We start from the raw sequence: 26,477 nt of genomic DNA on the forward strand, positions 1-26,477 counted from the left end.
GTGAATATGAAACAGGCAGTGGTATTTCCCGGACAGGGATCGCAGTTTACCGGGATGGGAAAAGAGCATTATGAAAACAATGCATTTGCAAAGAAATTGTTTGAGCAGGGCAATGAAATCCTGGGATTCCGTCTTTCCGACATCATGTTTACAGGAACTGCAGATGAACTAAAGGAAACAAAGGTTACCCAACCCGCTGTTTTTTTACATTCCATCGTAGCCTATAAGGTAATGGAGAACAACCGGCCCGATATGGTTGCCGGCCACTCCCTGGGTGAATTTTCGGCATTGGTGGCCAATAACGTACTGGCATTTGAAGATGCCCTGCAACTGGTGGCCGTAAGAGCCAATGCGATGCAGCATGCCTGTGAACTGCAACCCTCTACCATGGCTGCGGTATTGAACCTTCCGGATGAAACAGTAGAAGAGATCTGCAAGGCCATCCAGGATGAAACAGGAGAAATTGTTGTGGCGGCGAACTACAACTGCCCCGGACAACTGGTGATCAGCGGAACGCTTAAAGGAATTGAAATTGCTGTTGAGCGTATGAAAGCAGCCGGGGCCAAACGGGCACTGGTGCTGCCCGTAGGCGGTGCGTTTCACTCACCCCTGATGGAGCCTGCACGAAAAGAGCTACAGGAAGCCATTGAAAAAACAGCCTTTCACCAGCCGATTTGTCCCATCTATCAAAATGTTGTAGCCAAACCGGTAATGGACAAAGAAGAGATCAAAGAAAACCTGATCGCCCAGCTTACCGGTGCCGTTCGATGGACACAGAGCATACAGGAAATGATTGCCAACGGTGCCACCCGCTTTACGGAAGCCGGCCCTGGCAAAGTACTACAGGGCCTGATCCAGAAGATTAATAAAGAAGTTGAAGTAAATGGGGTAAATTAACCCCATTTTTTTTTTGCGGACCTGTATCCGGATGCCCATTAAACCCGGCCACCGGCATCGTTGTCCATCTGCCGTCCATCAATCCGCAACAGCCCCCTTTACGATTTCTTCCTACCTTCGGAATATTCGTTCACGGATCTTTTTTCAAATGACCATACTTGCATTTACATTGATCATGTTGCTGGGCGCCTTTATGGCCGGATTGATCGGCTCCTTATCTGGTCTTGGAGGAGGCATCATTATCATTCCGTTACTTACTATCGGACTGGGTGTTGATATTCATTATGCGGTTGGTGCGGCCCTGGTTTCGGTCATTGCCACTTCATCCGGATCGGCAGCGGCCTATGTACGGGAAGGCATCACCAATATGCGCCTGGGTATCTTCCTGGAAATTGCCACCACTACCGGTGCTGTTTGCGGAGCCCTTATTTCCACGATTGCCCCCGGCTCCTTCATTGCCGTATTATTTGGGCTTACACTGATCTTTTCCTCGATCAACTCCCTGCGCAAAAAGGAAGAACAGGTGCTGGAACAAAGCAGCCCGCTTGCCCGGAAATTAAAGCTGGACGGCAGTTACCCCGACACCAACGGCCACCCGATCCGGTATGGCACCAAGCATGTATTGGGCGGTTTTGGAATGATGGGGATTGCAGGCATGATGTCGGGTCTGCTGGGCATCGGATCCGGTGCCTTTAAAGTAATTGCGATGGACAACATCATGCGCATCCCCTTTAAGGTATCTACCACTACCAGCAATTTTATGATGGGCGTAACCGCCATTGCAAGTACAGTGATCTATTTACAAAAAGGGTATGTGCAGCCCGGCATTTGTATGCCCACGATGATCGGCGTACTCTTTGGTTCCATCGCCGGATCCAGGATCCTTATCCGGTCTAACCCAAAAAAACTCCGCCTGTTCTTTGCGGTGATTATCCTGTTACTGGCAATCAACATGATCTATCACGGCATTGCCGGCAAAATTTGAACCTATGGAACAGAAAAACCGGTTTACCGATAAAACCTTGCAGACCATTGTAGGCAACCTCCTTCGTTACGGTGTATGGCTGGCCCTGAGTGTGGGCGCCATCGGCGGTACCGTTTACCTGATAAAACACGGGCACGAAACCATTCACTACGGCAGTTTTACCGAAAGCGATAAAAGTATCGGCCAGCTGATTCATGAAATGATCTCCGGTGTGCGGGAAGGCAGTGGTACCGCTATTATATTTTCAGGCATCATCCTGCTTTTTCTAACGCCAGCCCTGCGGCTGGTATTATCCTTTTTCTCTTTTCTTATTGAAAAAGATTATCTGTATGTACTCATCACCCTTGTAGTAATGTTGATCATCGGTATCAGTATTTCGCTGGGGTATAGTCATTAGGAGGGCAACACAAAGAATACAAGAACCCAAATGCCATCAAAACTTCGTGCTTATTAGCGCCTTAGTCACTTAGTGGCCATTCACCGCGGATGATAAGAACCATTTCGTCCAACTTTCACCACACACTTTTACCATACTTCCTTTTTACGGCCAGGCGCAACAACAACATAACATACCCATAGGAAGTGCTTCACGCTTATTTAGTATTTTCGCAGAAACAGACAGTTCCCATTATGCCTGCACATACAGACACAGCCTCCTCCCTTTCCTCCGGCAGTACGGAACTTACCCGGACAACCGGCGGCGAAAACAGAATGCTGGCGGGTTTTATGCTCCTGTGGTTTATCATCAATAGTCTGCAGGCTGTTTTCCTGGGTATTGATGGAGATGAAGCCTATTACTGGATGTTGTCGCAACACCTGCAATGGGGCTATTTTGATCATCCTCCGGTGGTTACTATTTTTATCCGGCTGGGGGAATCGCTGGGACATGGCCCCTTCTTTACCCGGCTTGGAACGATCCTCTTATCCACTTTTTCCATTCCGCTCATTTACAAAGGACTTCCGGAACCGCTTCAAAAGATCCGCTGGTTTATCCTGCTTTATGCGGCTACCCTGGTATTGAACGTATATGCATTTATAACCACGCCCGATGCAGCGCTCTTCTTTTTTGCTGCTTTATTCTTCCTGAAGTACAAACATTTTCTGAGTAACAACAATTTCGGCAACAGCTTCTGGCTGGCCATTGCCATTACCGGAATGTTTTACAGCAAGTATCACGGCATCCTGCTGGTAGGGTTTATTGTATTATCCAATCTGAAGCTGCTGGGCAATAAATATTTCTGGTTGATTGTGCTGATGGTTTCGCTGTTTTTTTTACCCCATCTTTACTGGCAATACCTGAACGACTGGCCTACCGTGCGTTTCCATCTGATTGAACGCATCGCCAAAAAATACCGGATCAATTATACCACCGATTACCTGCTGGGGCAGATCCTGATCTGGGGGCCGCTCATCTCTCTGTTGTTTTATGCTATGATCTTCAAACTAAAGATCCGGGGCGCATTGATGCGGGGCCATCTGTTTATGTTTGCCGGCACCCTTGCATTTTTCCTGTTTTCCTCATTCAAAAACACAGTGGAACCGCACTGGACGATGATCGCGGGCATTTCTTATGTAGCCCTTTTCTTATCATTGATCAACAACGGAAGCGAAAAATTCCGGCGCCTGTTCTTAAAAACAGCTTATTGCAATATCGGGCTGATACTCCTGGCGCGTATCCTGTTCCTGATTCCAAACGGACCGGCCAACCAGATCAAACACTTCCGGTCGTTTTCTTATGCCCGGCTATGGGCAGACACCGTTTATCAAAAGGCCAACGGCACACCCGTCGTATTCTCCAACTCCTATGCACTACCTTCGCTTTATAAATTTTACCATCCGGATGTGCAAACTACCGGCTATAATGACAAAGGCTACCGCAAAACAAATTTTAATATTTCAGACGACCAGTTTTTAAATGGTAAGGACGTGTACTATTATACACAGAACCCAGATCTGAAGACCGGTACCGGCCTTACCGTTGGTACAGCTTATAATACCGGCCGGCTGCTGCCGCTTCCTGCATATCATAGTTTGAACGGACTGCGGATAACGGTGGTGGATCCGCCAAAGGAAATGAAACCCGGCGTGCCGCAGGAGATGACGCTAACTATTACCAATAAGCGTGAGCAGGCGCAGGTGCTGGAACCCAAACTCCGGCTGGATTATGCTTTTTTAATTGAGAAATACAATTTTATTAATGCCGACACCAGCTTTGCCCTCCCGGAAAAAACACTCCGGCCCGGAGAAAGTATTCAATTGAAGCTGCCTGTTAAGGCGCCGCAGCAGGCAGGAAAATACCGGTTGCTCTTTTCATTTGTAAACGACTTTATAACCGGAAATTTTGCCAGCAATTTTTACGAGGTTACCGTGCAATGAAATGAGCGATTTTAGATACCAGACTTCAGACTTCGGTTGATTCCATACAGTATCGGGGATTTGACGCATTCAGTTATCAATTTTCAGTTAATTACGGTGCTGAATATAGATCTGCCCTGTCACATCAGGTGTAAAACAGTATCTAACCTGAAACAGGCGTTCAGCATTCAGTTTTTAACCGATCATCGAACATCAAATGGAATCCAACGTGAAACTTTGAACCTGAAACCTGAAACAAAAAACTATCGCCCCGGCGCAATCAGCTGGTTCCGGATCAACCGGTTGTTGTACTGCTGGATAAATGCTTTTACCCGCTGTTCCAAAGCCGCGGCCTGCGTTACAGAGTCTTTCAATAAATCGGTTTTCATCAGCCGGTCTTTTTTGAAATCATACAACCCGGTCGCTTTTTTCCCGTCAAAAAACAGTAGCTGGTCGCCCTCGATCCAGCGATGCCCGCCGGAATACTGATAGGTAAATCCCGGTCCCTTACGCTGCAATACATTTTCACCAAAGGCCAGGTAGGGTTTATTATAATGCAGGTATCCCAGCACCGTGGGCATAATATCCAGCTGCTGGATCACACCCGGATCGATACCCCGGAAGCTGCTATCGCCCGGCGCATATAAAATAATGGGTATGGCAATATCGCCCCAGGCATTCTGGTACTCGGCATGATAGGAAACCGTAGCATGATCTGCGGTAATCACAAACAGCGTATTCTTAAACCAGGGTTGGTGTTGCGCTTTGGCAAAGAATTTTTGCAATGCCATATCGGTGTAGCTGATGCACTCCATTACCGGCAACGGCCCTTTTTTAAATTTGCCTTCATACTGTTTGGGTACCTTAAACGGATGATGGGAGGATACCGAAAAAATGCCGGAGAAAAACGGTTGCGGGAAACTGCCCAGCTTTCGCTCAAAGAACTGGAAAAACGGTTCATCCCAAATGCCCCAGATACCATCAAAATCAGCATCATCGTTGTACTCCGTTTTACCGAAATAGTGATCAATACCGATCATCTTCGTGTAGGATAAAAAGCCCATCGATCCGTTGGGAGCACCATGAAAAAAAGAAGTATGGTATCCTTCCTGCGCCAGCAGTTTGGGCAGGCTTTTGGTACTGTCCGACACATATGGCGTTAATACAAAGGGATCGAGTCCGCTGGGTATACTCGAAAAAATAGAGGGGATCGCGTCAATCGATTTACGGCCATTGGCAAACGAATTCCAGTAGATCCTGCTCACCCCCGCAAGTGAATCCAGGAAAGGTGTAAAGCCGGTATAGGTACCCTGATCCAGGTCCCGGTTATAGAAACCCACCGATTCTTTTCCAAAGCTTTCCAGGATCATAATCACTACGTTCCTGCGTGTAAAGGGCAGGGAGTCTGTGCCCGCCGGATCATGCAGGGGCGAATAGATACGCCCTACTTCGTTATCCGGAAAATAATGTACTTCTTTCAGCGGTTTTACACCCATGGTGCGGATAAATACAAAAGGCGTATTCAATACCAGGTATACCTCATGCGAACGTTTTACATAAGCACCGGCATCGCCTACCGTTATAGGGCGTGTACTGTGCCGGAATCCGCCCCGGATGCCCCCGATGGCCAGCACCACGCTCAATACAAATATGAGAGCGGCTTTAAAATAATATACGCCCCTGCCAGCAGGCGGCGGGTTATCCCGCACCTGTACCTTACGGTATAGCCATACCATTAGCGCGATAAGGCCGGCAAAAAGCACCACCACGTACCAGTAGTCGATCAAAAAATTAAACGCAAGTCCGGATTTATTCTGTTCGTGTGAAAACTCGCTGAAAACACTGGTAGTGGTCCGTCTTAATGTAAACCGGTAATAAATAAAATCGATACAGTTCAGCAATAACGCAATCCCGTTTGTAATGTAGAATACCCACTGCAATACCCGTTGAAACCGTTTATGCGTGCGTAACCGGTACGGCAACGGAACAGTCATTAAAAAAATAAGCAGCCCGTTAAAATAAAACATGGCGGCTACATCAAACCGCAATCCACCGGTGAGGATCATACCCCAATCCTGCAAGCCGATACCCGGGAACAGGGCCGTATTCAACATATAGAACAGAAAGCGGCAGATAAAAAACAGGAACAATACCAGCAGGATGCGGTATAAAAATATTCCATAATAGCTCAGCGTCCAGGTTCTTTTCCTGCCGTTCATATAACCCAAATTAATGTGAAGGCTCTTTTGCCGCGTCCGGAGCCGGTGGTGTTTTTTTCCGCTCCTGTCCGAACAAAATAAAGATCGCCGAGAGCGCCATTGCCATCGTGATCAGATAAAAACTTAAACTTACAGATACCGCCAGGTCCTTATCCAGTCCAAAGGTACCGGCGCCCCATACAATGGCTACCTCCCGCGCGCCCAATCCCCCCACGCTAAACGGAAATAAAGAAGCCAGCGAGGATAAAAGGAAAATGGCAAAATAAGGCCAGTAACTGGTTTTACAGCCCAGTGCCGCCAGGATAAATGCTACCGTGGCCAACTGGAGCGACTGCGTACAAATACCCAACAAGTGCGTGGTAATAAAGCGCCGGCTCATGCGGTTAAAAAACCGGTGCAACACCCAATAATACATCAACGAGCCCATTCCGAAAGCCGCCAGGATCCAGGGGCTGTACTGCCTTACCTCGGGCATTGCCAAACTGAAACAGGAAACCAGGAATCCCAATGCCCAAAGCCCGGCCAGCCGGTCGAAAAATACAGCGGAAAAAACTTCCTTGTGCGTGGTATCATACCGTTGTTTCAATACAATGATCTTATACCCGTCTCCACCCAACCCGCTTGGAAGAAATAAATTGTAGAACATGCCCAGCAGGTACAGGCGCAGGTTTGATTTTACAGAGATGGGCAGCCCGATATTCCTGAAAAAATAAAGCAGACGGAAAGAAGTTACCACCTGGCAGATGATAAAGGCGGCGACAGCGGGGATCAGCCACCAGCTGTCCGCTTCCTTCCACAACCGCCGCACCGCAGTCAGATCAACCTTGGTATACACCAGCCACAAGGCCAGAACAGTAAAGGCAACTTTTAGTACCGGTTTTAAAATATTCCAGACCTTTTTTTTATCCATATTTCCAGTGCAAACTTCGGCTAAATTGTTAAATTACCAGTTGAAAATTTGTAAAATCAGTATCTTCCGTAAATCGGCAACAGACGAATGGCTAAAGACGGATTGGGGTATGGATGCGGGATGTGGATCGAAGATTCAATCCGGAAGGGTACATCAGACCTCAACACTCCGGCAGCATGTGTTCAGCCGGCGCTCAACTAACAACATTAAACCTGGAATTTGAAACCTGGAACAACAAATCGCATCACTACACTCTTCCGCATTACGTATCCCATTATTCAGGCCGGCATGGTATGGACGAGCGGCTGGCGGCTGGCCAGTGCCGTGAGCAATGCCGGTGGCCTGGGGCTGATAGGCGCAGGCTCCATGTACCCGGATGTATTAAAAACACATATCCAAAAATGCAAGGCAGCCACTGCACAGCCGTTTGGGGTTAATCTCCCCCTGCTATACCCCGACCTGGAAGCGCATATACGGATCATTATCGAAGAAAAAATACCGGTTGTTTTCACCAGTGCCGGCAATCCCAAAACATGGACGGGTATTTTAAAAGAAGCCGGTATTACCGTAGTGCACGTGGTAAGCAGCAGCAAGTTTGCATTAAAGGCCCAGGATGCCGGCTGCGATGCCGTTGTAGCCGAGGGTTTTGAAGCGGGTGGACATAATGGCCGGGAGGAAACCACTTCAATGGTATTGATACCGCTGGTAGCGGAAGCCGTACAGGTGCCGGTAATTGCCGCCGGTGGCATTGCAACAGGCCCGCAGATGCTGGCCGCCTTTGCACTTGGTGCCGAAGGCGTGCAGGTAGGTAGCCGGTTTGCTGCCAGTGAAGAAGCTTCCTGTCATACAGCCTTTAAAAACAGGATCATTAACACGGGTGAAGGCGATACGGAACTTTCCTTAAAACAACTCACCCCCGTGCGTTTGCTAAAAAACGATTTTTACCGGCAGGCAAAAGCACTGGAGCTTAAAGGAGCCGATCCGGCAACGCTGCTGGAGCTGCTGGGCCGTGGCCGTGCCAAGAAGGGCATGTTTGAGGGCGATCTTGAAAACGGGGAACTGGAGATCGGCCAGGTAGCAGCAGCGATCCGATCGGTTCAGCCGGCTGCCGAAATTGTGCGGGATCTATGGACCGGTTTCCAAAACGGCCTGGCCAAGCTCCATAACTGACAATGGTTATTTAAGAATATTTTTTATACCGATGCAACGATTGAACGATTTGAAAAACCAGCGGCGCTCCTCTTTGTATTGCAGCCAAAAATGGCTGTTGCTGTTTTGCCTGCTCCTCGGCTTGTCTTCAACCGGCTTCAGCCAGCCATTCGCCTCCCTGAGCAAAAAAATAGCGGCCTACGACTCCATCAATACACTTACGCCGCGGGAAAAGTTGTTTATGCATTACGACCGCCCCTTTTACAAGATCAAAGACACCCTATGGATGAAGGGCTATATACTGGCGGCCGGCGATTATACCATCACCGACAGTACAGGCATTGCATATATAGAAATCATAAATACGGCCAACGAGGTGGTTAAAAGAACAGCAGCGCCCTGCTACTGGGGGCGCTTTCAAAGCAGTATTGCGCTTAATGAAGACGATTTTCCGCAGGGAAGTTATACACTCCGTGCCTATACCAACTGGATGCGCAATTTCGGCGATTCATTGCTGTATGAAAGCCGCTTTACGGTGATCAATCCGATTGCCGGCGAATGGAACGCCCGTGTCCGCGAGGTAACCTACTCCGGCAACCGCATTTCGCTATCGGCGGAACTGACCACCAATAACCTGAACCCGATCGCTCATAAAAAAATTATGGTCCGCGTGCGCTCCAAAAACCGGAACCTGCTCCGGCTACAGGGGCAAACAGATGGAGCAGGCAACCTGTATATCGATACATTACTCAAAGGCGCTATTGAGCACCGCGACCTGGTTTTGGAGATCGCAGACAAAGAAGACCTGAAATTACAGATACCCGTCAAAACCGCCGGCTCATCGGCGATCGATCTTCAGTTTCTGCCGGAGGGCGGCAGCTTTATTGCCGGCCGGCCGCAGCTCCTGGGATTTAAAGCACTGAACGTATACGGAAAAGGCATTGATGTAAAAGGCGTGATCCGGAACGAAGAGGGAAAACAGGTAGCTTCCTTTGCCGCCGTTCATAAAGGCATGGGCGTTGTCACCTTTACGCCGCAGCCCGGCGGCCATTATACCGCATTTCCTGAAAACGGGCAGCCGGTAAAACTTCCGGATCCGCAGTCATCGGGTACCCTGCTGCAGGTTATCAATGATCCCGTGTCCGATAGTTTCCGGGTAATCATCGGCGGCACTCCAGACCTTAACGGAAGGAAGTATTTTTTTGCAGCTACCACCGGGGGGCTCTGCTTTGCCAAAGGACCGCTTACTCTTTCTGAAAGACCTCATCGCCTTTCGATTGCAAAACGGATGCCGCCATCCGGTATCACCCGGCTGGTGCTTTACGACAGCCTGATGCGCCCGGTGAACGAACGGGCTGTTTTTATCTGGCATAAAGATCCCCTGCAACTGGCACTTACCCCAGACAAGCCGGTGTACCATACAAAGGACAGCGTATCGCTGCTGCTAACCGTAAACAACGGAAAACAGCAGCCTGTTGCGGGCAGCTTTTCACTTGCAGTGATCGACACCAGCCAGGTACAGATAAACAACCTGTCTGAAAACATCATCAGCTACATGCTGTTGAGTTCTGAACTGAAAGGAGCAATCGAAGAGCCCTATTATTATTTCCAGGATCCCACGCCCCAGGCAGTAGAAGCATTAATGCTTACCCAGGGCTGGGTACGGTATGAATGGCCGCCTCAAAGTTTTAAATTTCCGCGGGAACATACCTTCCGCATCACCGGGAAGGCCACCAATATTTTTAACAAGCCGTTTGTGAATACCAAGGTAACCGCATTTGGCACCATTGGCAAAAGCAGCATTTTTGCGATGGACACTATAACCGATCAAAAAGGTGTATTCACCCTGGAGCAGTTTCCCTATTTCACCAACGATAGCGTGAGCATGGTGATCAAAGGCGTTAATAAAAAAGGCAAGGCCTTTAACATCGGCCTTGAGGTAGACGAACCCGTTTATCCCCCTTATGCCGGTGCCGCATCCGCATTTGAGCATCAGAATATCTTACTGGATACCGCAACAGCCCGGTTTGTAAACAAGCAAGTGGCCATCCGGAAGCTGATTAAAAAGAATGGGGAATACCTGGATGAAGTAGTGGTAAAAACCAATGCCGGTATTTCCGGTTCAAAGAACCTGAATAAAAGCGGCGGCGCAGACCAGGTGATCAATGAAAAAATAATGGAGAAAACGCCCAAGGCTACCTTGCTGGATGTTTTATATAAACAGGTAAAAGGGTTCCGGCAGGGTTCACCGCCCAAAAGCCTCCGGCAAATGTATATGATCAACAGCAATATGGTCCGGTTCATTATTGACGGTACCGATCTGAATTTCTTCTATCAGCCCAGCGGCGGAGGGTCCAACGACTACCTGCTTTTTCTGGATTCGTATTTAAAATATTTTTCAGCGGAGGATATCCGGGGTATTGAGGTGATGAACCATCCCCGCTATAACGCGTCCTACCGATCCCATTACCTGAGCACGGCAGAATTGATGAGCACCGGCCCCGCCAGTATTGACTTCTCCTTTGTTGAAATCACTACCCGCACGGGGTCGGGACCGTTTTTAAAGAAAACACCCGGCATGTACCTGTACCGGCCGGTGGTACCGGTTATTGCAAAACAATTTTACAGCCCGCGCTATGCCACACCCGATGATAAAACGATGATGCCGGATATGCGTACCACGGTTTACTGGAACCCGGAGATCATTACCAACCAGAAAGGCGAGGCAAGGGTTTCTTTTTTCACATCCGAAAGCACGGGCAATTATATGATCCTGGTACAGGGCATCAACCTCACCGGTGGCCTGGGCGTATTGTATCAGCCACTGGAGATCCAGAAACCAGGAAATTAAACGGCAGCGGAACATACCGCCTTCCTGATGCAGCGGTATGTTTTCTTAAAAAAAAGGTATGCTGATTATTACGGCTATGCCCGCCGGTGTTATGGTGCACAGGGCACTTTGTGCAGCCGTATTCCATCGTTAAACCGGATGCTGTCCCGGTTGCTGAACAACAGCTTGCCCGCTTTCTCCTCCATTGCACCAATACCCTCTGTTGCTGTACTATCACTAAGCAGGAAGGCTACCTGGCGTACGGAGCTTTTACCTTCAGACATAAAGGTATAATCGGCTATCAGGGTATCGCCGCTTAGCCGTCCCTCGATGGTTCCGTGATTTTTATCCTTCTCATAAAAATTATAAGAAAGCGTACCGGTTACTACATTGGGGAATACCTCTGTTTTGAGAAAAAAGGAATCCTTTCCGCTCTGACCGGTATAACACCCGCTGGCCGGTATCATTACATGATTTTCAGGCGTGCCAGCCGAATCACCAGCTTCAGCAGTGTGTGCCGCTTCCTGCTGTACATTGTTACAGGCCAGCCCAACGAAGAGCAATACGGCCCATTTACCGGATATAGTAGTTGTTCTTTTCATATTCACAGGAAAAATGATGTTGTTGTTTAGATACCGGGAGCGAACGGCGATTACCCCCATCCCCTCCGGCCGATGGCCTATATCGGCGGCGTTATTGGAGTGTAACGCTGCCAGCACATTTCATAACCAGGACGCCGTATACACTACCGATTCCTTCCTCTGTTTCCACCGCTGTTACCGCCCTGGAATCCACCGCCACTGATATTGCCCGTAGTAATTTTATCATTCCAGCCATAAGGGACCAGGTCCTCTACGCTTGAGGTAAACGTACGCACATTGTTGTTGCGGTCATATACTTTTACCGTTTTACCACGGGGGATGTATATTGAAGAGGCATGCCCTGTAAGCACTCCCAGATTGGCAGGGCCAAAATTCCCGTCGGCAAGCTCCCGCGACGCACCCGAGAATCCGGCATCTTCATAAATGATCACCCGGTTACCCTGGGGTGGCTGTCCGCCGTTTGCCCCGCTGATGTTCCCTGTTGTAATCTTATCATTCCAGCCATAAGGGACCAGGTCCGGTACACTGGATGTAAACGTACGCGCATTATTGGATCGGTCATATACTTTTACTGTTTTACCACGGGGGATGTATATCGAAGAGGCCTGACCCGAAAGAAGGCCCAGGTTAGAGGGACCAAAGTTTCCATCCGCCAGCTCCCGCGATGCACCGGTGTATTTGGCATCTTCATACATGATCACACGGTCGCCCTGGGGCGGTAATCCGCCATTTGCCCCGCTGATATTACCTGTTGTAATTTTATCGTTCCATCCGTAAGGTACCAGGTCGGCCACACTGGAAGTGAACGTACGTGCATTGTTGGAACGGTCATATACCTTTACGGTTTTGCCACGGGGAATATAGATGGAAGACGCCTGGCCGGAGAGAAAGCCCAGATCGGAAGGACCAAAATTCCCGTCGGCAAGCGCCCGCGACATTCCCGAGTATTTTGCATCCCTGTAAACGATCACACGATCGCCCCGGGGCGGCAGGTTATTGCCCGAGTCATCTCCAGGGTTGCCTGATCCCTGCCCGCGCCACACTTTCACCGAAGAAACCCTGTTTTTCCAGGCAGCGGGTAAACAGGAAACATCGCTGGTAAAAGTTTCGGACCGGCCGCCAAAACGGTCGTTCTCAAATACCTGGAGCGACATTCCCCGCGGAATGCGAAAAGACGACAAGCGATTGTCGCGGATACCCAGCTGGGCCGTTCTGTAGGAACCTGGAGACAGGGAGCTTTTCCGGCCCAGGTATAAACAGTTCTCAGATAAGGTAATAACATTATTGTTTTGCGCAACGGCAGCGACAGTCGTTGCCATTAAAAGAAATACGAAGAGGTATGTCTTTCTCATATGATAATGATTGGTTTTGTTTTTAGGTATCTGTATAACGGGCTCAGCGCACCGGTGGCTGCGTATCAACCATGCAATCAACAATCCAAATAAGACGAATACTTAAAATTACGAACTTTTAATATACTTCTGAAAAGTTCCGGTCTTCGTCCGGGCACCGTGTATCACAGCCCGGATGATTACGGGTTACTGGCATAGCCCGTCCTTACCGGGCGTTCATTTCCCCTTGATGTGAGTGTGTACAACAACAGGATCAGCCATCATCGCCGACCCCAGGGTTATATCGCCGTCCCTGTTATGCCAGCAGAACGGCCCTTTTACAAATACTTCCCCGTGTAACTGTTTTTTACTTTCCTGATGCCTGAAGGAATGCCTTCATATACCAGTTCACCGCCGCCATCACCGGCTTCAGGCCCCAACTCAATCAGCCAGTCGGCGCTTTTGATTACATCGATATTATGTTCGATCACCAATACCGTATGCCCTTGCTCGATCAATGCATTGAACGAAGCCAGCAGTTTTTTAATATCATGAAAATGCAAGCCGGTAGTGGGCTCGTCAAAAATAAAAAGGACTTTGTGATTGTTTTTGCCCTTACCCAGAAAAGATGCCAGTTTTACCCGCTGTGCTTCCCCTCCGGAAAGGGTATCGGAAGACTGTCCCAGTTTTATATATCCCAATCCCACATTACTCAGCGGCTGTATGGCTTCCTTTATCTTTTTCTCATCTTTAAAAAATTCCAGCGATGCATCCACGCTCATCTCCAGCACATCGTGAATACTCTTATCCTTGTATTTTACTTCCAGTACTTCCTCCTTAAAACGCTTGCCTCCACAACTTTCGCAAACCAGGTGTACATCGGCAAGAAACTGCATCTCTACTACCTGTTCACCTTCACCCTTACAGGTATCGCAGCGGCCGCCATCCACATTAAATGAAAAATGTTTGGGCTGAAATCCGCGCATCTTGCTGAGCGGTTGTTTGGCAAACAGGTCGCGTATTTCATCATACGCTTTGATATAAGTTACGGGGTTACTGCGCGATGATTTTCCAATGGGGTTCTGATCCACCATTTCGATCTGCTGCACACTGTCCACATCGCCGGTAATGGCTTTATGAAATCCTATTTTATCACCGGAAACCACCGGCTCTCCCTTCATTTTCTGTAATGCCGGGTACAGGATCTGTTTCACCAGTGTGGTCTTTCCGCTACCGCTGACCCCGCTTACCACGGCCAGCACATTTAACGGGAATGTTACGGTGATATCTTTCAGGTTATGATGCCGGGCGCCTTCTACTTTTATAAAGCGCGTCCATTTGCGCGTTGTTGCCGGTGGCTCAATGGAAAAGGTACCGCTCAGGTATTTACCGGTAAGACTGTCCGGATCTTTCAGCAATTCTTTATACGTACCTGCGGCCACCACTTCGCCACCCAGATGCGCTGCAAGCGGTCCCATATCGATGATATGATCTGCATGACGCATCACCATATCATCATGCTCTACCACTACTACTGTATTGTTCAGGTCGCGCAGCTCTTTCAGCACGTTGATAAGATTATCGGTATCGCGTGAGTGCAGTCCGATCGAAGGTTCATCCAGTATATACAGCGAATTGGTAAGGTTACTGCCCAGGCTGCGGGTTAGCTGGATCCGCTGGCTTTCGCCGCCGCTCAGGGTATTGGCTACACGGCTCATCGTTAAATACCCCAACCCCACTTTCAAAAGGGTATCCAGGCGGTTCGATATTTCCAGCAATATCCGTTTGGCTATTGCCGCTTTATGTGCCGGCAACTTTAGCTTATCGAACCATGTCTTCAGATCCCTGGCCGGCATTTCACCCAGCTCACCAATATGCCTGTCGCCCACTTTTACATACAGGGCTTCCTTGCGCAGCCGGTACCCGTTACAATCCGGACAGGTGGTACGTCCGCGATAGCGGCTCAGCAACACCCGGTACTGTACTTTATAAAGGTTCTGCTCTACTTCCTTAAAAAAATCATTGATACCATAAACGGAGCTATTGCCTTTCCATAACAACTCATATTGTGCTTTCGTAAGATCGGCAACCGGCTTATGAATAGGAAAATCATACTTGGCTGAAGCCCTGATAAACCGGTCTTTCCATTTGCCCAGCTTTTCACCCTTCCAGGGGGCTACTGCGCCTTCAAATACACTCAGCCGTTTATCGGGAATGACCAGGTCGGCATCAATGCCCAGTACCAGGCTAAAGCCTTCACAGGTAGGACAGGCGCCCAGCGGATTGTTGAACGAAAACAAATTAGGATTGGGCTCCTCAAATACGATCCCGTCCAGCTCAAACCGGTTATTAAAATCATGCAGCTGCGCTTTGCCATCAGGGGTAATGGTTTGTATAAAAACGGTGCCCTCCCCTTCGTAGAACGCCGTACCGATCGAATCGCTTAAACGGTGCCGGTCGTCTTCATCCAGTTCTCTTGCAATGATCCGGTCTATCAGTATAAATACCTGCGGAACGGATTGGGCCTTTGCTCCGGTTTTAGGTATCGCAAGCAATTGCGAAACGGCAGCATCATCCTGTTCCAACAGGTCTTCAATATCCAGTACTTCCAGGTCTGACGAACGTTTTGCCCCTCCTGCCGCCACCCGCGTAAATCCTTTTTGCAGCAGTATATTCAGCTCTTCACGTACATTCCGGTTCGAGTGTAGTTTAAACGCCACCAATACAAACACCTTCGTTCCCTCTTCCTGCTTTTCAATAGCAGCCACCACATCCGATACATCATCTTTCTTTACTTCTTTGCCAGACACGGGTGAAATAGTAGTACCCGCCCTGGCAAAAAGCAACCGGAGATAATCATAGATCTCCGTCATGGTGCCCACCGTACTTCGCGGGGTACGCGTAATTACTTTTTGCTCGATGGCGATGGCCGGGCAAAGATTTTTGATATAATCTACATCCGGCTTGTTCATCCGGTTTAAAAACTGCCGGGCATAAGCGCTCAGGCTTTCGGCATAACGCCGCTGGCCTTCGGCATACAACGTATCGATGGTGAGCGAAGATTTGCCCGATCCGGACACCCCCGTTACCACAATAAATTTATTTCTGGGAAAACCTACGGTTACATTTTTCAGGTTATGTACCCGGGCGCCTTTCACAAAGATTTCATCCTTCTTTTCCACGGTTTTTGCCTTCGCCATTCCAATTACATTTTTAGAGGGCACAAATTTAGCTGTTAAATACCTGAAAAAATAGCCTGATTTTAAAGCCGGCGGCGATTTTAACAGACCCCGTAAACGTACGACAAAGGCATGAAAAGCCTTATAATTTTTTAAATATCAATAAATTACAGATAATGTTAAAAAATTTTAACATTATTTTGAAGGTTTTGGGGGCAAAATCTGGATGGAAAGCACCGGCTATAAACGTTGAAACGCCTATTTTCGCAACACTCGTTTACCCGGGAAAAGGAAAAAGCGTGAAAGATGGGGTAAATTCGGAGGTTATTGAACTAAGTTTTAATCTAAAAAAGGTGGAAATGAAAATTTCCGCGCTAATTGGACAACGGATGATAACTTACTTAAAGAAGACTGATAACGAGCTCATAAATCTATTTTCGAAGGGACATACTTCTGCATTGGATTCCTTATTGAATCGCTACCAGGAGAAATTGTTTAGCACTGTACTGTTTCTGGTAAAGGATAAATATCATGCTGAGGATATTTGCCAGGATGTTTTTATAAAGATCATCGAAACATTAAAAAACGGAAAGTACAAGGAGGAGGGCAAGTTTTTACCCTGGGCGATGCGTATTGCCCACAATCTTTGTGTAGATTACTTCAGAAAGCTGAAGCGCATTCCTTTTGCAAAAAACAGTGTAGATCATGAGGTATTGGATACCATCAATTCCGCTGAGCAAAATGTTGAAGAAAAAATCATCACCGTCCAGAATATCGGCAAAGCCCAGGACATGCTGGAGCAATTGCCGGAAGAACAGCGCGAGGTGATCATCCTGCGCCACTTTGCAAACCTGAGTTTTAAGGAAATAGCAGACATGACCGGGTGCAGCATCAACACGGCGCTGGGCCGGATGCGCTATGGCCTGCTGAATCTCAGGAAAATGATGACAGGGAAATAAAGAGCATGTCATCTTGTAACTCCTGATGGAAAAAGAAATTCAGTAATTGCTGTTTGGTAGTTGATTGAATTTATTTGCCGAATACCATCCGGTTGTTACAAGATGACGACTAATTGAGCCGCTTTGGAAACAAAGCGGTTTTTTTATGCCCCTTACCGTTTGCCTTGCCGGCCCCAAATAAAAACAGGTTCTTTTTATTTCAAACGTTGTAGTAAAAAATGGCGCTTCCATTTCCCCAACCTGTGCCTGAAAGTTGCTATTTTAGTTACCCGTAACAACGATAGATGCCTGCACGGTTGCTTTACAGAACGTTGTTGTTCCAGGCATTGCCATCAGCTTTAATACCTGTTTTAATTTTAAGAATATGCCGAATTCAAAAAGCAGAAGAAACTTTATCAGGAACTCCGCTACCATTTCAGCAGGAGCGTTCCTGTTACCCCGGGTACCCATGATTGTACCTGCGTCTTTTTTTACCAAGGACGCCCCCAGCAACAAGGTCAATATTGCACAGATCGGCTGCGGCCGTATTGCAACCACCCACGACCTGGTAGAAACCTTTAAACATGATTCGGCGCGGATCGTGGCCATGGCGGATGTAGACCGTTACCGGCTGGAAGCCGGCAAGCAAAAAGTGGAACAATGGTATGCAAAAAAAACCGGCAAGTCCAATTATATCGACATCAAAATGCATGACGACTACCATGAGCTGCTGGTGAATAAAGACATTGATGCGGTCATCATCAGTACGCCGGATCACTGGCATGCACAGCCGGCCATGGAAGCCGCACTCGCGGGCAAACATATTTACCTGCAGAAGCCAACCTCCCTTACCATTGAAGAAGGCCGCTCCATGAGCGACACGGTACGCCGGTCGGGTGTTGTTTTTCAGCTGGGAAGCCAGCAGCGTTCGGTAAGTCCCTGGCCACAATTTAAAAAAGCCTGTGAGCTGGTACGCAATGGCCGCATTGGTAAACTGCATACGGTGCATGTGGGATTACCGGCCGACCCGCCCGGTGGCAATACCACGGAAATGCCCATACCCGAAGGCTTCAACTATGATATGTGGCTGGGATCTACACCCTATATTTATTATACACAGGACCGGGTGCATAACCAGAAAGATGTGGAATCAAGAGGCGGCTGGCTGCGGATGGAGCAATTCGGCGCCGGTATGATCACGGGCTGGGGAGTACACCATATCGACATCGCACATTGGGGAATGGACACGGAGTTAACCGGTCCCATTGAAGTGGAAGGCAGCGCACAATTTCCTAAAACCGGTTTATGGAATGTGCACGGAGACTACGAAGTAAAAGCCAAATATGCCAATGGAGTAACCATGCTCATTAACAGTAAGAACCCAAATGGCGTTAAATTTGAAGGCAGTAACGGATGGATCTTTGTATCCCGGGGCAATGTGGGCGTAACCGCTTCCGATCCCGGCGCCGGTGCGGGCGCGCAGAACAAAGCCTTCAATGCCAGCGACCCAAAAATCCTTACTTCAGTTATTGGTCCTAATGAGGTACATTTGTATGAAAGCCGGGAGCAGCACCTGAACTGGGTAGACTGCATCATCAATAAAAAACCGAACATCAGCCCTGCAGAAGTGGCACATCGCTCCTGCAGTGCCTGCCTGGTGGCCCATACCGCCATGAAGCTGGGAACCAAATTATACTGGGATCCTAAAAAAGAGGTTTTTAAAGATAATATTGAGGCCAACAAACTCTTGTCAAGACCGCAACGATATCCATATGGAACCAATTATGTATTGAATAAATTAAAAAAATAAATGAAACAACTCCTTCTACCGGTTGCACTGCTCACTGTTATGATGTCCTGTAAAAACAACGAATCCGGCAGCGCTGCTACAGCAGACTCATCCCGGATCACACTGATCACACTGGATCCCGGGCATTTTCATGCAGCCCTCGTGCAAAAAGAAATGTACCCCGATGTGGACAGCAATGTGTATGTGTACGCACCCGAAGGTCCGGATGTGGGACTGCATCTGAAAAGGATCGAGGCTTACAATACCCGTGCAGCGAATCCTACACATTGGAAAGAGAACGTGTATACCGGGGCCGATTTCTTCCAGAAGATGATCGCAGAAAGAAAAGGCAATGTTGTAGTCATGAGCGGCAACAACCAGAAGAAGGCAGAATATGTGCTCAATACGGTGGATGCCGGGCTGAATGTGCTTGCCGATAAACCCATGGCTATTGATAAAGCAGGGTTTGAGCAGGTAAAAAATGCCTTTGCAAAAGCCGCCGAAAAAAAGGTACTCCTTTATGATATCATGACCGAGCGCTTTGAGATCAACACCCTGTTGCAACGGGAGTTTTCACAGATCAAAGCGGTATTTGGCGACCTCGAAAAAGGCACGCCTGAAAACCCTGCTGTTACCAAAGAGAGTGTGCATTACCTGTATAAACTGGTTTCCGGGGCTGTATTGCAGCGCCCGGCCTGGTTCCTGGATGTAACACAACAGGGCGAAGGCATTGTGGATGTAACCACACACCTGGTAGACCTGGTACAGTGGGAGTGTTTCCCCGAGCAGGTCATCGATTATCAGAAAGACATTGAAATGGTATCCGCAAAACGCTGGACCACCCCCATTACCCTCAGCCAGTTTTCGGATCTTACCAAACAGGCCGCATTCCCGGATTACCTGAAGAAGGATGTTAAGAATGATTCCATACTCAACATCTACAGTAACGGAAGCTTCAACTATAAATTGCGCGGCGTAAATGCCAAGGTATCGGTAACCTGGGGCTATAAAGCACCCGAAGGAACGGGCGATACGCACTATTCCATCATGAGAGGAACCCGTGCCAACCTGATCATCCGTCAGGGAGCCGAACAAAAATACAAGCCGGTATTATACATTGAGCCGGTTAAAAAATCCGATGCCGGTTTTGAAAAGGACCTCACTGCTGCATTAGCAGGTGTACAGGCAAAATACCCGGGTGTTGAGCTTACGAAAACCGCAACAGGATGGCAGGTGATGGTACCCGAAAAATATAATACCGGGCATGAAGCACATTTTGGTCAGGTAATGCAGCGCTACCTCCAGTTCCTGAAAGAAAAGAAAATGCCCGACTGGGAGGTGCCCAATATGATTGCCAAATATTTTACCACCACCTCCGCATTGGAACTCGCAAAAAAATCAGAAACCAAATAGTACAATGACAAAGACCATCCTTTGCCTGCTGGCTTTTATCACATTAGCCGGGAGTGCCCCGCTTTGTGCCCAACGCATCCACAGCTGGCAGGTGAAAACCGCGGGAACAGAAACATTTTCCATTCCAATGAGCGTGGACCTGGACGCGGTTACGTTTGAAGCAGACAGCAGCCTGCAGCTCCTGGAAACGACAGGAGGCCGGAAAACACCGGTTCCGTTCCAGGTTGAAACCAATGGCGGCCGCAGGCTTTACTGGATGCTGGAACCGGCAAAACAAACAACCCGCAATTTTGAGCTGGCCAAAACAACCTCCGCCAAAGATGCAGCCACCAGCATGCAGACCCGTTTAAACGACGGAGCCCTTACCGTTCAATACGGCAGCAAAAACCTCCTCCGTTATCATTCCGAAACGGTATACCCGCCCAAAGGGATCGATACCGCCTACAAACGCAGCGGGTTCATTCATCCTTTATGGACACCCAACGGCGAAGAGCTGACAAGGATCAACGCTCCGGATCATTATCATCACTGGGGTATGTGGAATCCCTGGACACATGTATTGTTTGAAAAAGATACCGTTGACTTCTGGAACCTCAGGGACCGCAAAGGAACCGTACGGTTTGCCGGATTCGGAGCCCTCTTCAATGGCCCGGTTTATTCCGGTTACGAAGCCCTGCACCAGCATATTGCCTTTAAAAAAGACGGCACGGAAAAAAATGCGCTCAACGAATTGCAAACCGTAAGGATCTACCGGCCGGATGACCGCAATAACAACTATTATATCATGGATGTAACGGTGCAATTGAGCTGTGCAGGATCCAGCCCGGTAAAATTGCTGGAATATCGTTATGGCGGATTGGGCATCCGGGCTACGGCTTCATGGAATAAAGACAACAGCATTATTTTTACCTCTGAAGGCAAAGACCGGAAGGCCGCCGATGGCAGCACCGCGCGCTGGTGCGTAGCACAGGGGCAGCTCAACCAGCAGTACGGCGGGCTGGAGATGATGAGTTTCCCTGCCAATTACAATTACCCCGAACCTCTGCGGGTATGGCCCGAAAATATGAATAACCGGGGCGATGTATTTTTAAACTTCTCCCCCACCAAGAATAAAGACTGGCTGCTGGAACCCGGCAAACAATACCTATTGCGGTACCGCTTCCTGGTATTTAACAACCGGCTTCCAAAAGAACAAGCCGAGGAAGCCTGGCAGGCCTTTGCACATCCTCCAAAAATCACTTTTAAATAATATATGCTGATGAAAAAAATTGCTTCCGTACTGGTTTTTGCATTGTTTTGGATAACCGGTATCCATGCCCAAAACGCATTCAACTGGCAAAAAGTGCGCGTACTGGTATACACCAAAAACGGTAAAGGCTATGTGCATGATAATATTCCGTTTGCCGTAAAAGCCATTCAACAGTTGGGCGCCGTTCACAAATTTAAGGTAGATACCAGCTCCCGCGCGGAAGTGATGACGGAAGCCAACCTGAAACAGTATACCCTGCTGATCTTCCCCAGTACCAATAACGATGTATTTGATACCGATGACCAACGGCTGGCCTTCCGGCGCTACATTGAGGCCGGTGGCGGTTTTGTAGGACTGCACTCCGTAACCGGAACGGAACGGAACTGGCGCTGGTTCAAAATGATGCTGGGGGGTACTTTTTCCTGGCATGCCAAATTCCAGCCCTTTACGGTTAGGGTCATAGATACCCGTCATCCTTCCATGAAAGGAGTGCCGGCCGTTTGGGAAAAAGGTGATGAATGTTATTTTGCCAAGGAAATGTATCCGGGCCCGCGGGTGCTGATGGTACACGACCTGCGCACCATTGACACCTCCAGCATCCAGCAAAAAGAAACGCTTCAGAAAAACCGCGGCAATTACGGCGACTTTTATCCCACCGCCTGGGAATATGCCTTCGACGGCGGACATACCTGGGTAACCACCCTGGGCCACGACAAAAAGGACTACAGCGACCCCGTTTACCTGAACCATATCCTGGGAGGGATCCGGTTTATTGCCGGCCAGGTAAAACCGGTCGACTTTAAAAAGGCCTACGCCCGGCACCGGGACGACGAGGTACGGTTTTAAGCGGTCGGCTTTCAGTTATCAGATTTCAGATTCGAGACTTCAGATTCGAGACTTCAGATTTGAGATTTCAGATTAGATTCGGTTCCCTATGACCTGGAATTTTTAAATAAATAGAGCGGCTGGTTATGGTTGCTCAGGTTCCCTGTTGCCCGCCCCGGGAGCCGGGCAATAACCGAGCGGGGTTTCTTTGCTTTGAGGTTTAACGTTCAAAATTGAATCCTGTGAAGCAGGACGGGGATCGAACCATGGAACTTTGGACCGGAAACATTAAACCACCGGGTCCCCTTTTCCCGATTTCGTAAACGATTTTTTCCCGATTTCGTAAATGAATTTCCGCATTTAGAAAATGAATGCTGGGAAAATGAACGTCTTTCGCGGCGAAAATTAGAATAAATGAGAAGATTTTTGCTGTTTTTAGTGGCGTTTGTAACGTTCTTAGGTGTAAATGCGCAAACCAATACCGGTAATATTGAAGGAGTGATCACCACTCCGGAGGGAAACCCGGTTCCCAATGTGAACATTACGATAAAGGGAAAAAAGAAACATGCCGTTACCAATGAGAAAGGCTATTTTGAATTTACAGAAATTCCTTATGGTGAATATACACTGATTTACTCCTTTGAAGGCGAAACCAGCCAGGAAGTACCGGTTACCGTTCCTCCGGTTAGCTCGGAAGCAGCCAAATACAATCTTTCGCTGAATGCCCGTGAACTGAAAGAAGTGATCGTACGCATCGGGGGCAGCATCAACCAGGGTACTGCGCGCATCGGAAAATCCAATATTCCCATTATGGACCTGCCGCAGGCGGTTACCATTATCGGGCAGTCGACCATTGAAAACCAGCAGGCACAGCGGTTGAGCGATGTAATCAAAAATGTGAACGGGGTATACCTGGGCGGGGCCCGCGCCAGCACCCAGGAAACTTTTTACGCCCGCGGTTATAACCTGGGCAATACCAATACTTTTAAGAACGGATTTCGTGTAAACAGCGGTGCCATGCCCGAAATGAGCGCCATTGAAAGCGTAGAGGTTTTAAAGGGCGGTGCAGCGCTGTTATATGGCAACGTGGCACCCGGCGGCATCATCAATATGGTTACCAAGAAACCCCGTTTCAACTTTGGCGGTGAGGTAAATATGCGGGTGGGCAGCTATGATCTTTACAAACCATCGGTTGATATTTATGGCCCCATCAGCCAGTCGGTAGCCTACCGGTTGAACGGTACTTATGAAAAGGCCAACAGTTACCGCAACGGGGTACATTCCGAGCGTTACTATGTAAACCCTTCACTGCTGTTCAAATTAAGCGATAAAACTAAATTGCTGGTGCAGGGCGATTACCTGCAGCACGAGTTTACACCGGATTTTGGAATTGGCTCCATGAATGCAGATGCATCCAAACCTGCAGCTGTGGGTGGCAAGAAAGTAACGCCGGTATCACGGAACACCTTTTTCGGAGCGCCCTGGCAATATGCAAAAACAACACAGGCTACGGCTTCACTGGAGTTAAATCATCAGTTTAATGACCGTTGGGCCCTGAATGCATTGGGAGGCTACCAGAATTATGAAAGGGATTATTTCTCCACTGAACGGATACAGGCCGATATCAACGGGAAATTTTTACGCCCTTTAGGGAAAACCAACAATAAAGAAGACTACCTTACAGGACAACTGAATTTAAATGGAGATGTAAAAACAGGGGCAGTCGGTCATAAGTTACTGATTGGTGCCGATGTAGAGAAAGTGACCAGTACCGCTCTTGCATCTGATATTGCTACAGTAGTTCCTAAAGGGATCTATGATTCCATCAACCTGCTGGACCCTACCATGTATGTACGCAGAACGGATATGCCACAGGCCAACTGGATCACAAGCACCAAAACTCCGGTAACCCGTTTCGGTGCCTATGTACAAGACCTGGTTTCACTTTCCGAAAAATTCAAATTACTGGCAGGCGTACGTTGGTCATTCCAACAGTCGGATCGTTCTAAAACAACGACTCTTGCGACCAATGCTGTAAAAGAAGGCGCTGTATTTCAGATCGATAAAGCATTTTCTCCAAGGATTGGCTTGGTTTACCAACCCACGAATCATACAACTGCTTTTGCAAGCTACTCCAACTCGTTCTCCCCGAACTCCGGACTGGATATCGACAGCAATACCTTAAAGCCCTCCATTATCGACCAATTTGAAATTGGTGTTAAGAATGACTTTTTCGACGGGCTGCTGAGTGCGAACCTGACCATATATCGGATTATCAACAACAATCTTTCGCAGCCGATTCAATCCTTTAGAAATGGAGATCCTGTTGTCGGAACAACTACGCTGCGCGAACTTACAGGGCAAACCACCAGTGACGGTATTGAAATAGATCTCAAAAGCCAGCCTATAAAAGGATGGGACGTCCTTGCCGGCTATAGCTACAACAATATGCGCTATACCAACACTTCCGGTAAGATCGGAAGCTATGTAGAGGATGAGCGGCTGGTAAACAGCCCCGCACACACCGCCAATGCCACCACCTTTTATACCTTCCAGGACGGATCGGTTAAAGGTCTTAAATTAGGCGCCGGGTTCTATTATGTGGGCGAGCGCAACGCAGGTTGGAACACCACCTACTCAGATAATAATGGCACGCTGAATGACCGTTTATTTCAGGTAAAAGGCTTTGCAACGGTGGATGTATCTGCAGGTTACACGTTCCAGAAATGGTCCTTGCTGGCAAAGCTGTCGAACATTACCAATACGTTTAACTACTATATACACGAGAACTACAGCATCAACCCCATTCCCCCGCGGAGTTTTGTGGTAACCGCTGCCTTTAAGTTCTGATGATCTTTTTTAAAATAAGCGCGCCCTGCAATACATGTTGCGGGGCTTTTTTTATGAGGACCGAGATACAATATTCCGGCTTTTAGCCTTCAGCTTTCAGTTCTCCGCCCCACTCAACAAACTGCTGTTTCGTTCTTGCATAGGTTACTGCATCGATCGGCAGCGTGGCATGGTCTGCAATCACGGACTTCAGCCCCAGTTCCAGCGCGTCCAGCGCCGTAAAATACACACAAAAGTCGGCGGCCAGTCCGCATACATGTACTTCCGTTACCCCCCTGCCCTTCAGGTAATCGCCGAGGCCGGTCGACTTCAGATGACCATTGTCAAAAAAGCCACTGTAACTGTCAATCTCAGTGTTCATCCCCTTGCGGAAGATCGCTTCGATCCGGTGCTGGTCCAGTCCGGGGTGTAATTCCGCACCATGCGTGCCCTGCACACAATGATCCGGCCAAAGGGTCTGCCGGTCGCCCTTCCATTCGATCACCTCAAAAGGCTTTTTCCCTTCGTGCTGGGATGCAAAGCTTTTATGATCCGCCGGATGCCAGTCCTGGGTAGCTACCACCAGTTCATAATCCGGCTGCAACCGGTTGATCACCGGGATGAGGGCATCACCCCCCGCCACGGGCAAGGCGCCACCCGGCAAAAAGTCATATTGCATGTCTACAATGATCAGGCATTTCATAATGCGTTATTTTAGAAGGAAAGGTAGGATATAGATATGAGATTCGAGAGGCCAGAATTGAGAGGTCAGCTTTTAGCCCTCAGCCTTCAGCATTCAGCCTTCAGCATTCAGCATTCAGCCTTCAGCATTCAGCCTTCAGCATTCAGCCTTTAGCATTCAGCCTTTAGCTTTGCAATCAGCCCTCATGGATCCGGTATCGGACCTGGAACCTGGAACCTGGAACCTGAAACCTGAAACGTCACATTTCACACCTCCCAACCCACTTCTCGCAGCA

General features: G+C 48.5%; 18 protein-coding genes. 12 read left to right on the plus strand and 6 right to left on the minus strand.

Annotated elements, in window-relative coordinates:
• The first annotated feature begins 6 nt into the window (after window positions 1-6).
• The 4 genes from fabD (at window position 7) to LQ567_RS12095 (ending at window position 4,258) form a co-directional block, all read left to right on the plus strand.
• Window positions 7-897 (plus strand): ACP S-malonyltransferase, encoded by an 891-nt coding sequence (gene fabD, locus LQ567_RS12080; protein WP_231004767.1) that lies wholly within the window; start codon window positions 7-9, stop codon window positions 895-897.
• 148 nt (window positions 898-1,045) lie between these two features.
• Window positions 1,046-1,882, plus strand: a complete 837-nt coding sequence (locus tag LQ567_RS12085) for a sulfite exporter TauE/SafE family protein (protein WP_231004768.1) — start codon at window positions 1,046-1,048, stop codon at window positions 1,880-1,882.
• A gap of 4 nt (window positions 1,883-1,886) precedes the next feature.
• Window positions 1,887-2,279: a DUF1634 domain-containing protein gene (locus LQ567_RS12090; RefSeq protein ID WP_231004769.1), complete on the plus strand. Its 393-nt coding sequence runs from the start codon at window positions 1,887-1,889 to the stop codon at window positions 2,277-2,279.
• Window positions 2,280-2,512: 233 nt separating this feature from the next.
• The gene (locus tag LQ567_RS12095; RefSeq protein WP_231004770.1) at window positions 2,513-4,258 is read left to right on the plus strand and encodes a glycosyltransferase family 39 protein; all 1,746 of its coding nucleotides are present in this window, start codon (window positions 2,513-2,515) and stop codon (window positions 4,256-4,258) included.
• 242 nt (window positions 4,259-4,500) lie between these two features.
• Here LQ567_RS12095 and LQ567_RS12100 read toward each other — a convergent pair whose 3' ends face one another.
• Window positions 4,501-6,456, minus strand: coding sequence for an LTA synthase family protein (locus LQ567_RS12100; RefSeq protein WP_231004771.1), 1,956 nt, complete (start codon window positions 6,454-6,456; stop codon window positions 4,501-4,503).
• 10 nt (window positions 6,457-6,466) lie between these two features.
• On the minus strand, window positions 6,467-7,366 hold the full coding sequence (locus LQ567_RS12105) for a lysylphosphatidylglycerol synthase transmembrane domain-containing protein (RefSeq protein WP_231004772.1): 900 nt from the start codon (window positions 7,364-7,366) through the stop codon (window positions 6,467-6,469).
• Between the two features lie 219 nt (window positions 7,367-7,585).
• On the opposite strand from LQ567_RS12105, the gene LQ567_RS12110 reads away from it, so the two are divergent.
• Both LQ567_RS12110 and LQ567_RS12115 read left to right on the plus strand, forming a co-directional pair.
• A complete protein-coding gene (locus LQ567_RS12110) occupies window positions 7,586-8,536 on the plus strand; it encodes an NAD(P)H-dependent flavin oxidoreductase (protein WP_231004773.1) in 951 nt (316 codons plus the stop codon).
• A gap of 40 nt (window positions 8,537-8,576) precedes the next feature.
• On the plus strand, window positions 8,577-11,366 hold the full coding sequence (locus LQ567_RS12115) for a Plug domain-containing protein (RefSeq protein ID WP_231004774.1): 2,790 nt from the start codon (window positions 8,577-8,579) through the stop codon (window positions 11,364-11,366).
• 89 nt (window positions 11,367-11,455) lie between these two features.
• On the opposite strand, the gene LQ567_RS12120 is transcribed toward LQ567_RS12115, so the two are convergent.
• From LQ567_RS12120 to uvrA, 3 genes are all read right to left on the minus strand, one after another.
• Window positions 11,456-11,947, minus strand: a complete 492-nt coding sequence (locus tag LQ567_RS12120; protein ID WP_231004775.1) for a hypothetical protein — start codon at window positions 11,945-11,947, stop codon at window positions 11,456-11,458.
• Window positions 11,948-12,090: 143 nt separating this feature from the next.
• Entirely contained in the window at window positions 12,091-13,299 is a 1,209-nt protein-coding gene (locus tag LQ567_RS12125) for a hypothetical protein (protein WP_231004776.1), read from the minus strand.
• Window positions 13,300-13,616: 317 nt separating this feature from the next.
• A complete protein-coding gene (gene uvrA, locus LQ567_RS12130; RefSeq protein WP_231004777.1) occupies window positions 13,617-16,478 on the minus strand; it encodes an excinuclease ABC subunit UvrA in 2,862 nt (953 codons plus the stop codon).
• A gap of 368 nt (window positions 16,479-16,846) precedes the next feature.
• Between uvrA and LQ567_RS12135 the strand changes: the two genes are divergently transcribed.
• The 6 genes from LQ567_RS12135 to LQ567_RS12160 all read left to right on the plus strand — a co-directional run bounded on the left by LQ567_RS12135 (window position 16,847) and on the right by LQ567_RS12160 (window position 25,521).
• Window positions 16,847-17,416: an RNA polymerase sigma factor gene (locus LQ567_RS12135; protein ID WP_231004778.1), complete on the plus strand. Its 570-nt coding sequence runs from the start codon at window positions 16,847-16,849 to the stop codon at window positions 17,414-17,416.
• A 364-nt stretch (window positions 17,417-17,780) separates the two neighbouring features.
• A complete protein-coding gene (locus LQ567_RS12140; protein ID WP_231004779.1) occupies window positions 17,781-19,205 on the plus strand; it encodes a Gfo/Idh/MocA family protein in 1,425 nt (474 codons plus the stop codon).
• Window positions 19,206-20,597, plus strand: a complete 1,392-nt coding sequence (locus LQ567_RS12145) for a putative oxidoreductase C-terminal domain-containing protein (protein ID WP_231004780.1) — start codon at window positions 19,206-19,208, stop codon at window positions 20,595-20,597. It abuts the gene before it with no gap.
• Between the two features lie 4 nt (window positions 20,598-20,601).
• Window positions 20,602-21,846, plus strand: coding sequence for a DUF6807 domain-containing protein (locus LQ567_RS12150; RefSeq protein WP_231004781.1), 1,245 nt, complete (start codon window positions 20,602-20,604; stop codon window positions 21,844-21,846).
• A 9-nt stretch (window positions 21,847-21,855) separates the two neighbouring features.
• Window positions 21,856-22,692, plus strand: coding sequence for a ThuA domain-containing protein (locus LQ567_RS12155; RefSeq protein ID WP_231004782.1), 837 nt, complete (start codon window positions 21,856-21,858; stop codon window positions 22,690-22,692).
• A 393-nt stretch (window positions 22,693-23,085) separates the two neighbouring features.
• On the plus strand, window positions 23,086-25,521 hold the full coding sequence (locus tag LQ567_RS12160) for a TonB-dependent receptor (protein WP_231004783.1): 2,436 nt from the start codon (window positions 23,086-23,088) through the stop codon (window positions 25,519-25,521).
• Window positions 25,522-25,603: 82 nt separating this feature from the next.
• On the opposite strand, the gene pncA is transcribed toward LQ567_RS12160, so the two are convergent.
• Window positions 25,604-26,203, minus strand: a complete 600-nt coding sequence (gene pncA / locus LQ567_RS12165; RefSeq protein ID WP_231004784.1) for a bifunctional nicotinamidase/pyrazinamidase — start codon at window positions 26,201-26,203, stop codon at window positions 25,604-25,606.
• Between the last annotated feature and the right edge of the window lie 274 nt (window positions 26,204-26,477).

Source organism: Niabella pedocola (assembly GCF_021044425.1).
Taxonomy (GTDB): Bacteria; Bacteroidota; Bacteroidia; order Chitinophagales; family Chitinophagaceae; genus Niabella; species Niabella pedocola.

Bases quoted from the DNA above. Each gene is read 5' to 3' on its own strand.
- fabD (WP_231004767.1), top strand. From the start codon at position 7: ATGAAACAGGCAGTGGTATTTCCCGGACAGGGATCGCAGTTTACCGGG.
- LQ567_RS12085 (WP_231004768.1), top strand. From the start codon at position 1,046: ATGACCATACTTGCATTTACATTGATCATGTTGCTGGGCGCCTTTATG.
- LQ567_RS12090 (WP_231004769.1), top strand. From the start codon at position 1,887: ATGGAACAGAAAAACCGGTTTACCGATAAAACCTTGCAGACCATTGTA.
- LQ567_RS12095 (WP_231004770.1), top strand. From the start codon at position 2,513: ATGCCTGCACATACAGACACAGCCTCCTCCCTTTCCTCCGGCAGTACG.
- LQ567_RS12100 (WP_231004771.1), bottom strand. From the start codon at position 6,456: ATGAACGGCAGGAAAAGAACCTGGACGCTGAGCTATTATGGAATATTT.
- LQ567_RS12105 (WP_231004772.1), bottom strand. From the start codon at position 7,366: ATGGATAAAAAAAAGGTCTGGAATATTTTAAAACCGGTACTAAAAGTT.
- LQ567_RS12120 (WP_231004775.1), bottom strand. From the start codon at position 11,947: ATGAAAAGAACAACTACTATATCCGGTAAATGGGCCGTATTGCTCTTC.
- LQ567_RS12125 (WP_231004776.1), bottom strand. From the start codon at position 13,299: ATGAGAAAGACATACCTCTTCGTATTTCTTTTAATGGCAACGACTGTC.
- uvrA (WP_231004777.1), bottom strand. From the start codon at position 16,478: ATGGCGAAGGCAAAAACCGTGGAAAAGAAGGATGAAATCTTTGTGAAA.
- LQ567_RS12135 (WP_231004778.1), top strand. From the start codon at position 16,847: ATGATAACTTACTTAAAGAAGACTGATAACGAGCTCATAAATCTATTT.
- LQ567_RS12140 (WP_231004779.1), top strand. From the start codon at position 17,781: ATGCCGAATTCAAAAAGCAGAAGAAACTTTATCAGGAACTCCGCTACC.
- LQ567_RS12145 (WP_231004780.1), top strand. From the start codon at position 19,206: ATGAAACAACTCCTTCTACCGGTTGCACTGCTCACTGTTATGATGTCC.
- LQ567_RS12150 (WP_231004781.1), top strand. From the start codon at position 20,602: ATGACAAAGACCATCCTTTGCCTGCTGGCTTTTATCACATTAGCCGGG.
- LQ567_RS12155 (WP_231004782.1), top strand. From the start codon at position 21,856: ATGAAAAAAATTGCTTCCGTACTGGTTTTTGCATTGTTTTGGATAACC.
- LQ567_RS12160 (WP_231004783.1), top strand. From the start codon at position 23,086: ATGAGAAGATTTTTGCTGTTTTTAGTGGCGTTTGTAACGTTCTTAGGT.
- pncA (WP_231004784.1), bottom strand. From the start codon at position 26,203: ATGAAATGCCTGATCATTGTAGACATGCAATATGACTTTTTGCCGGGT.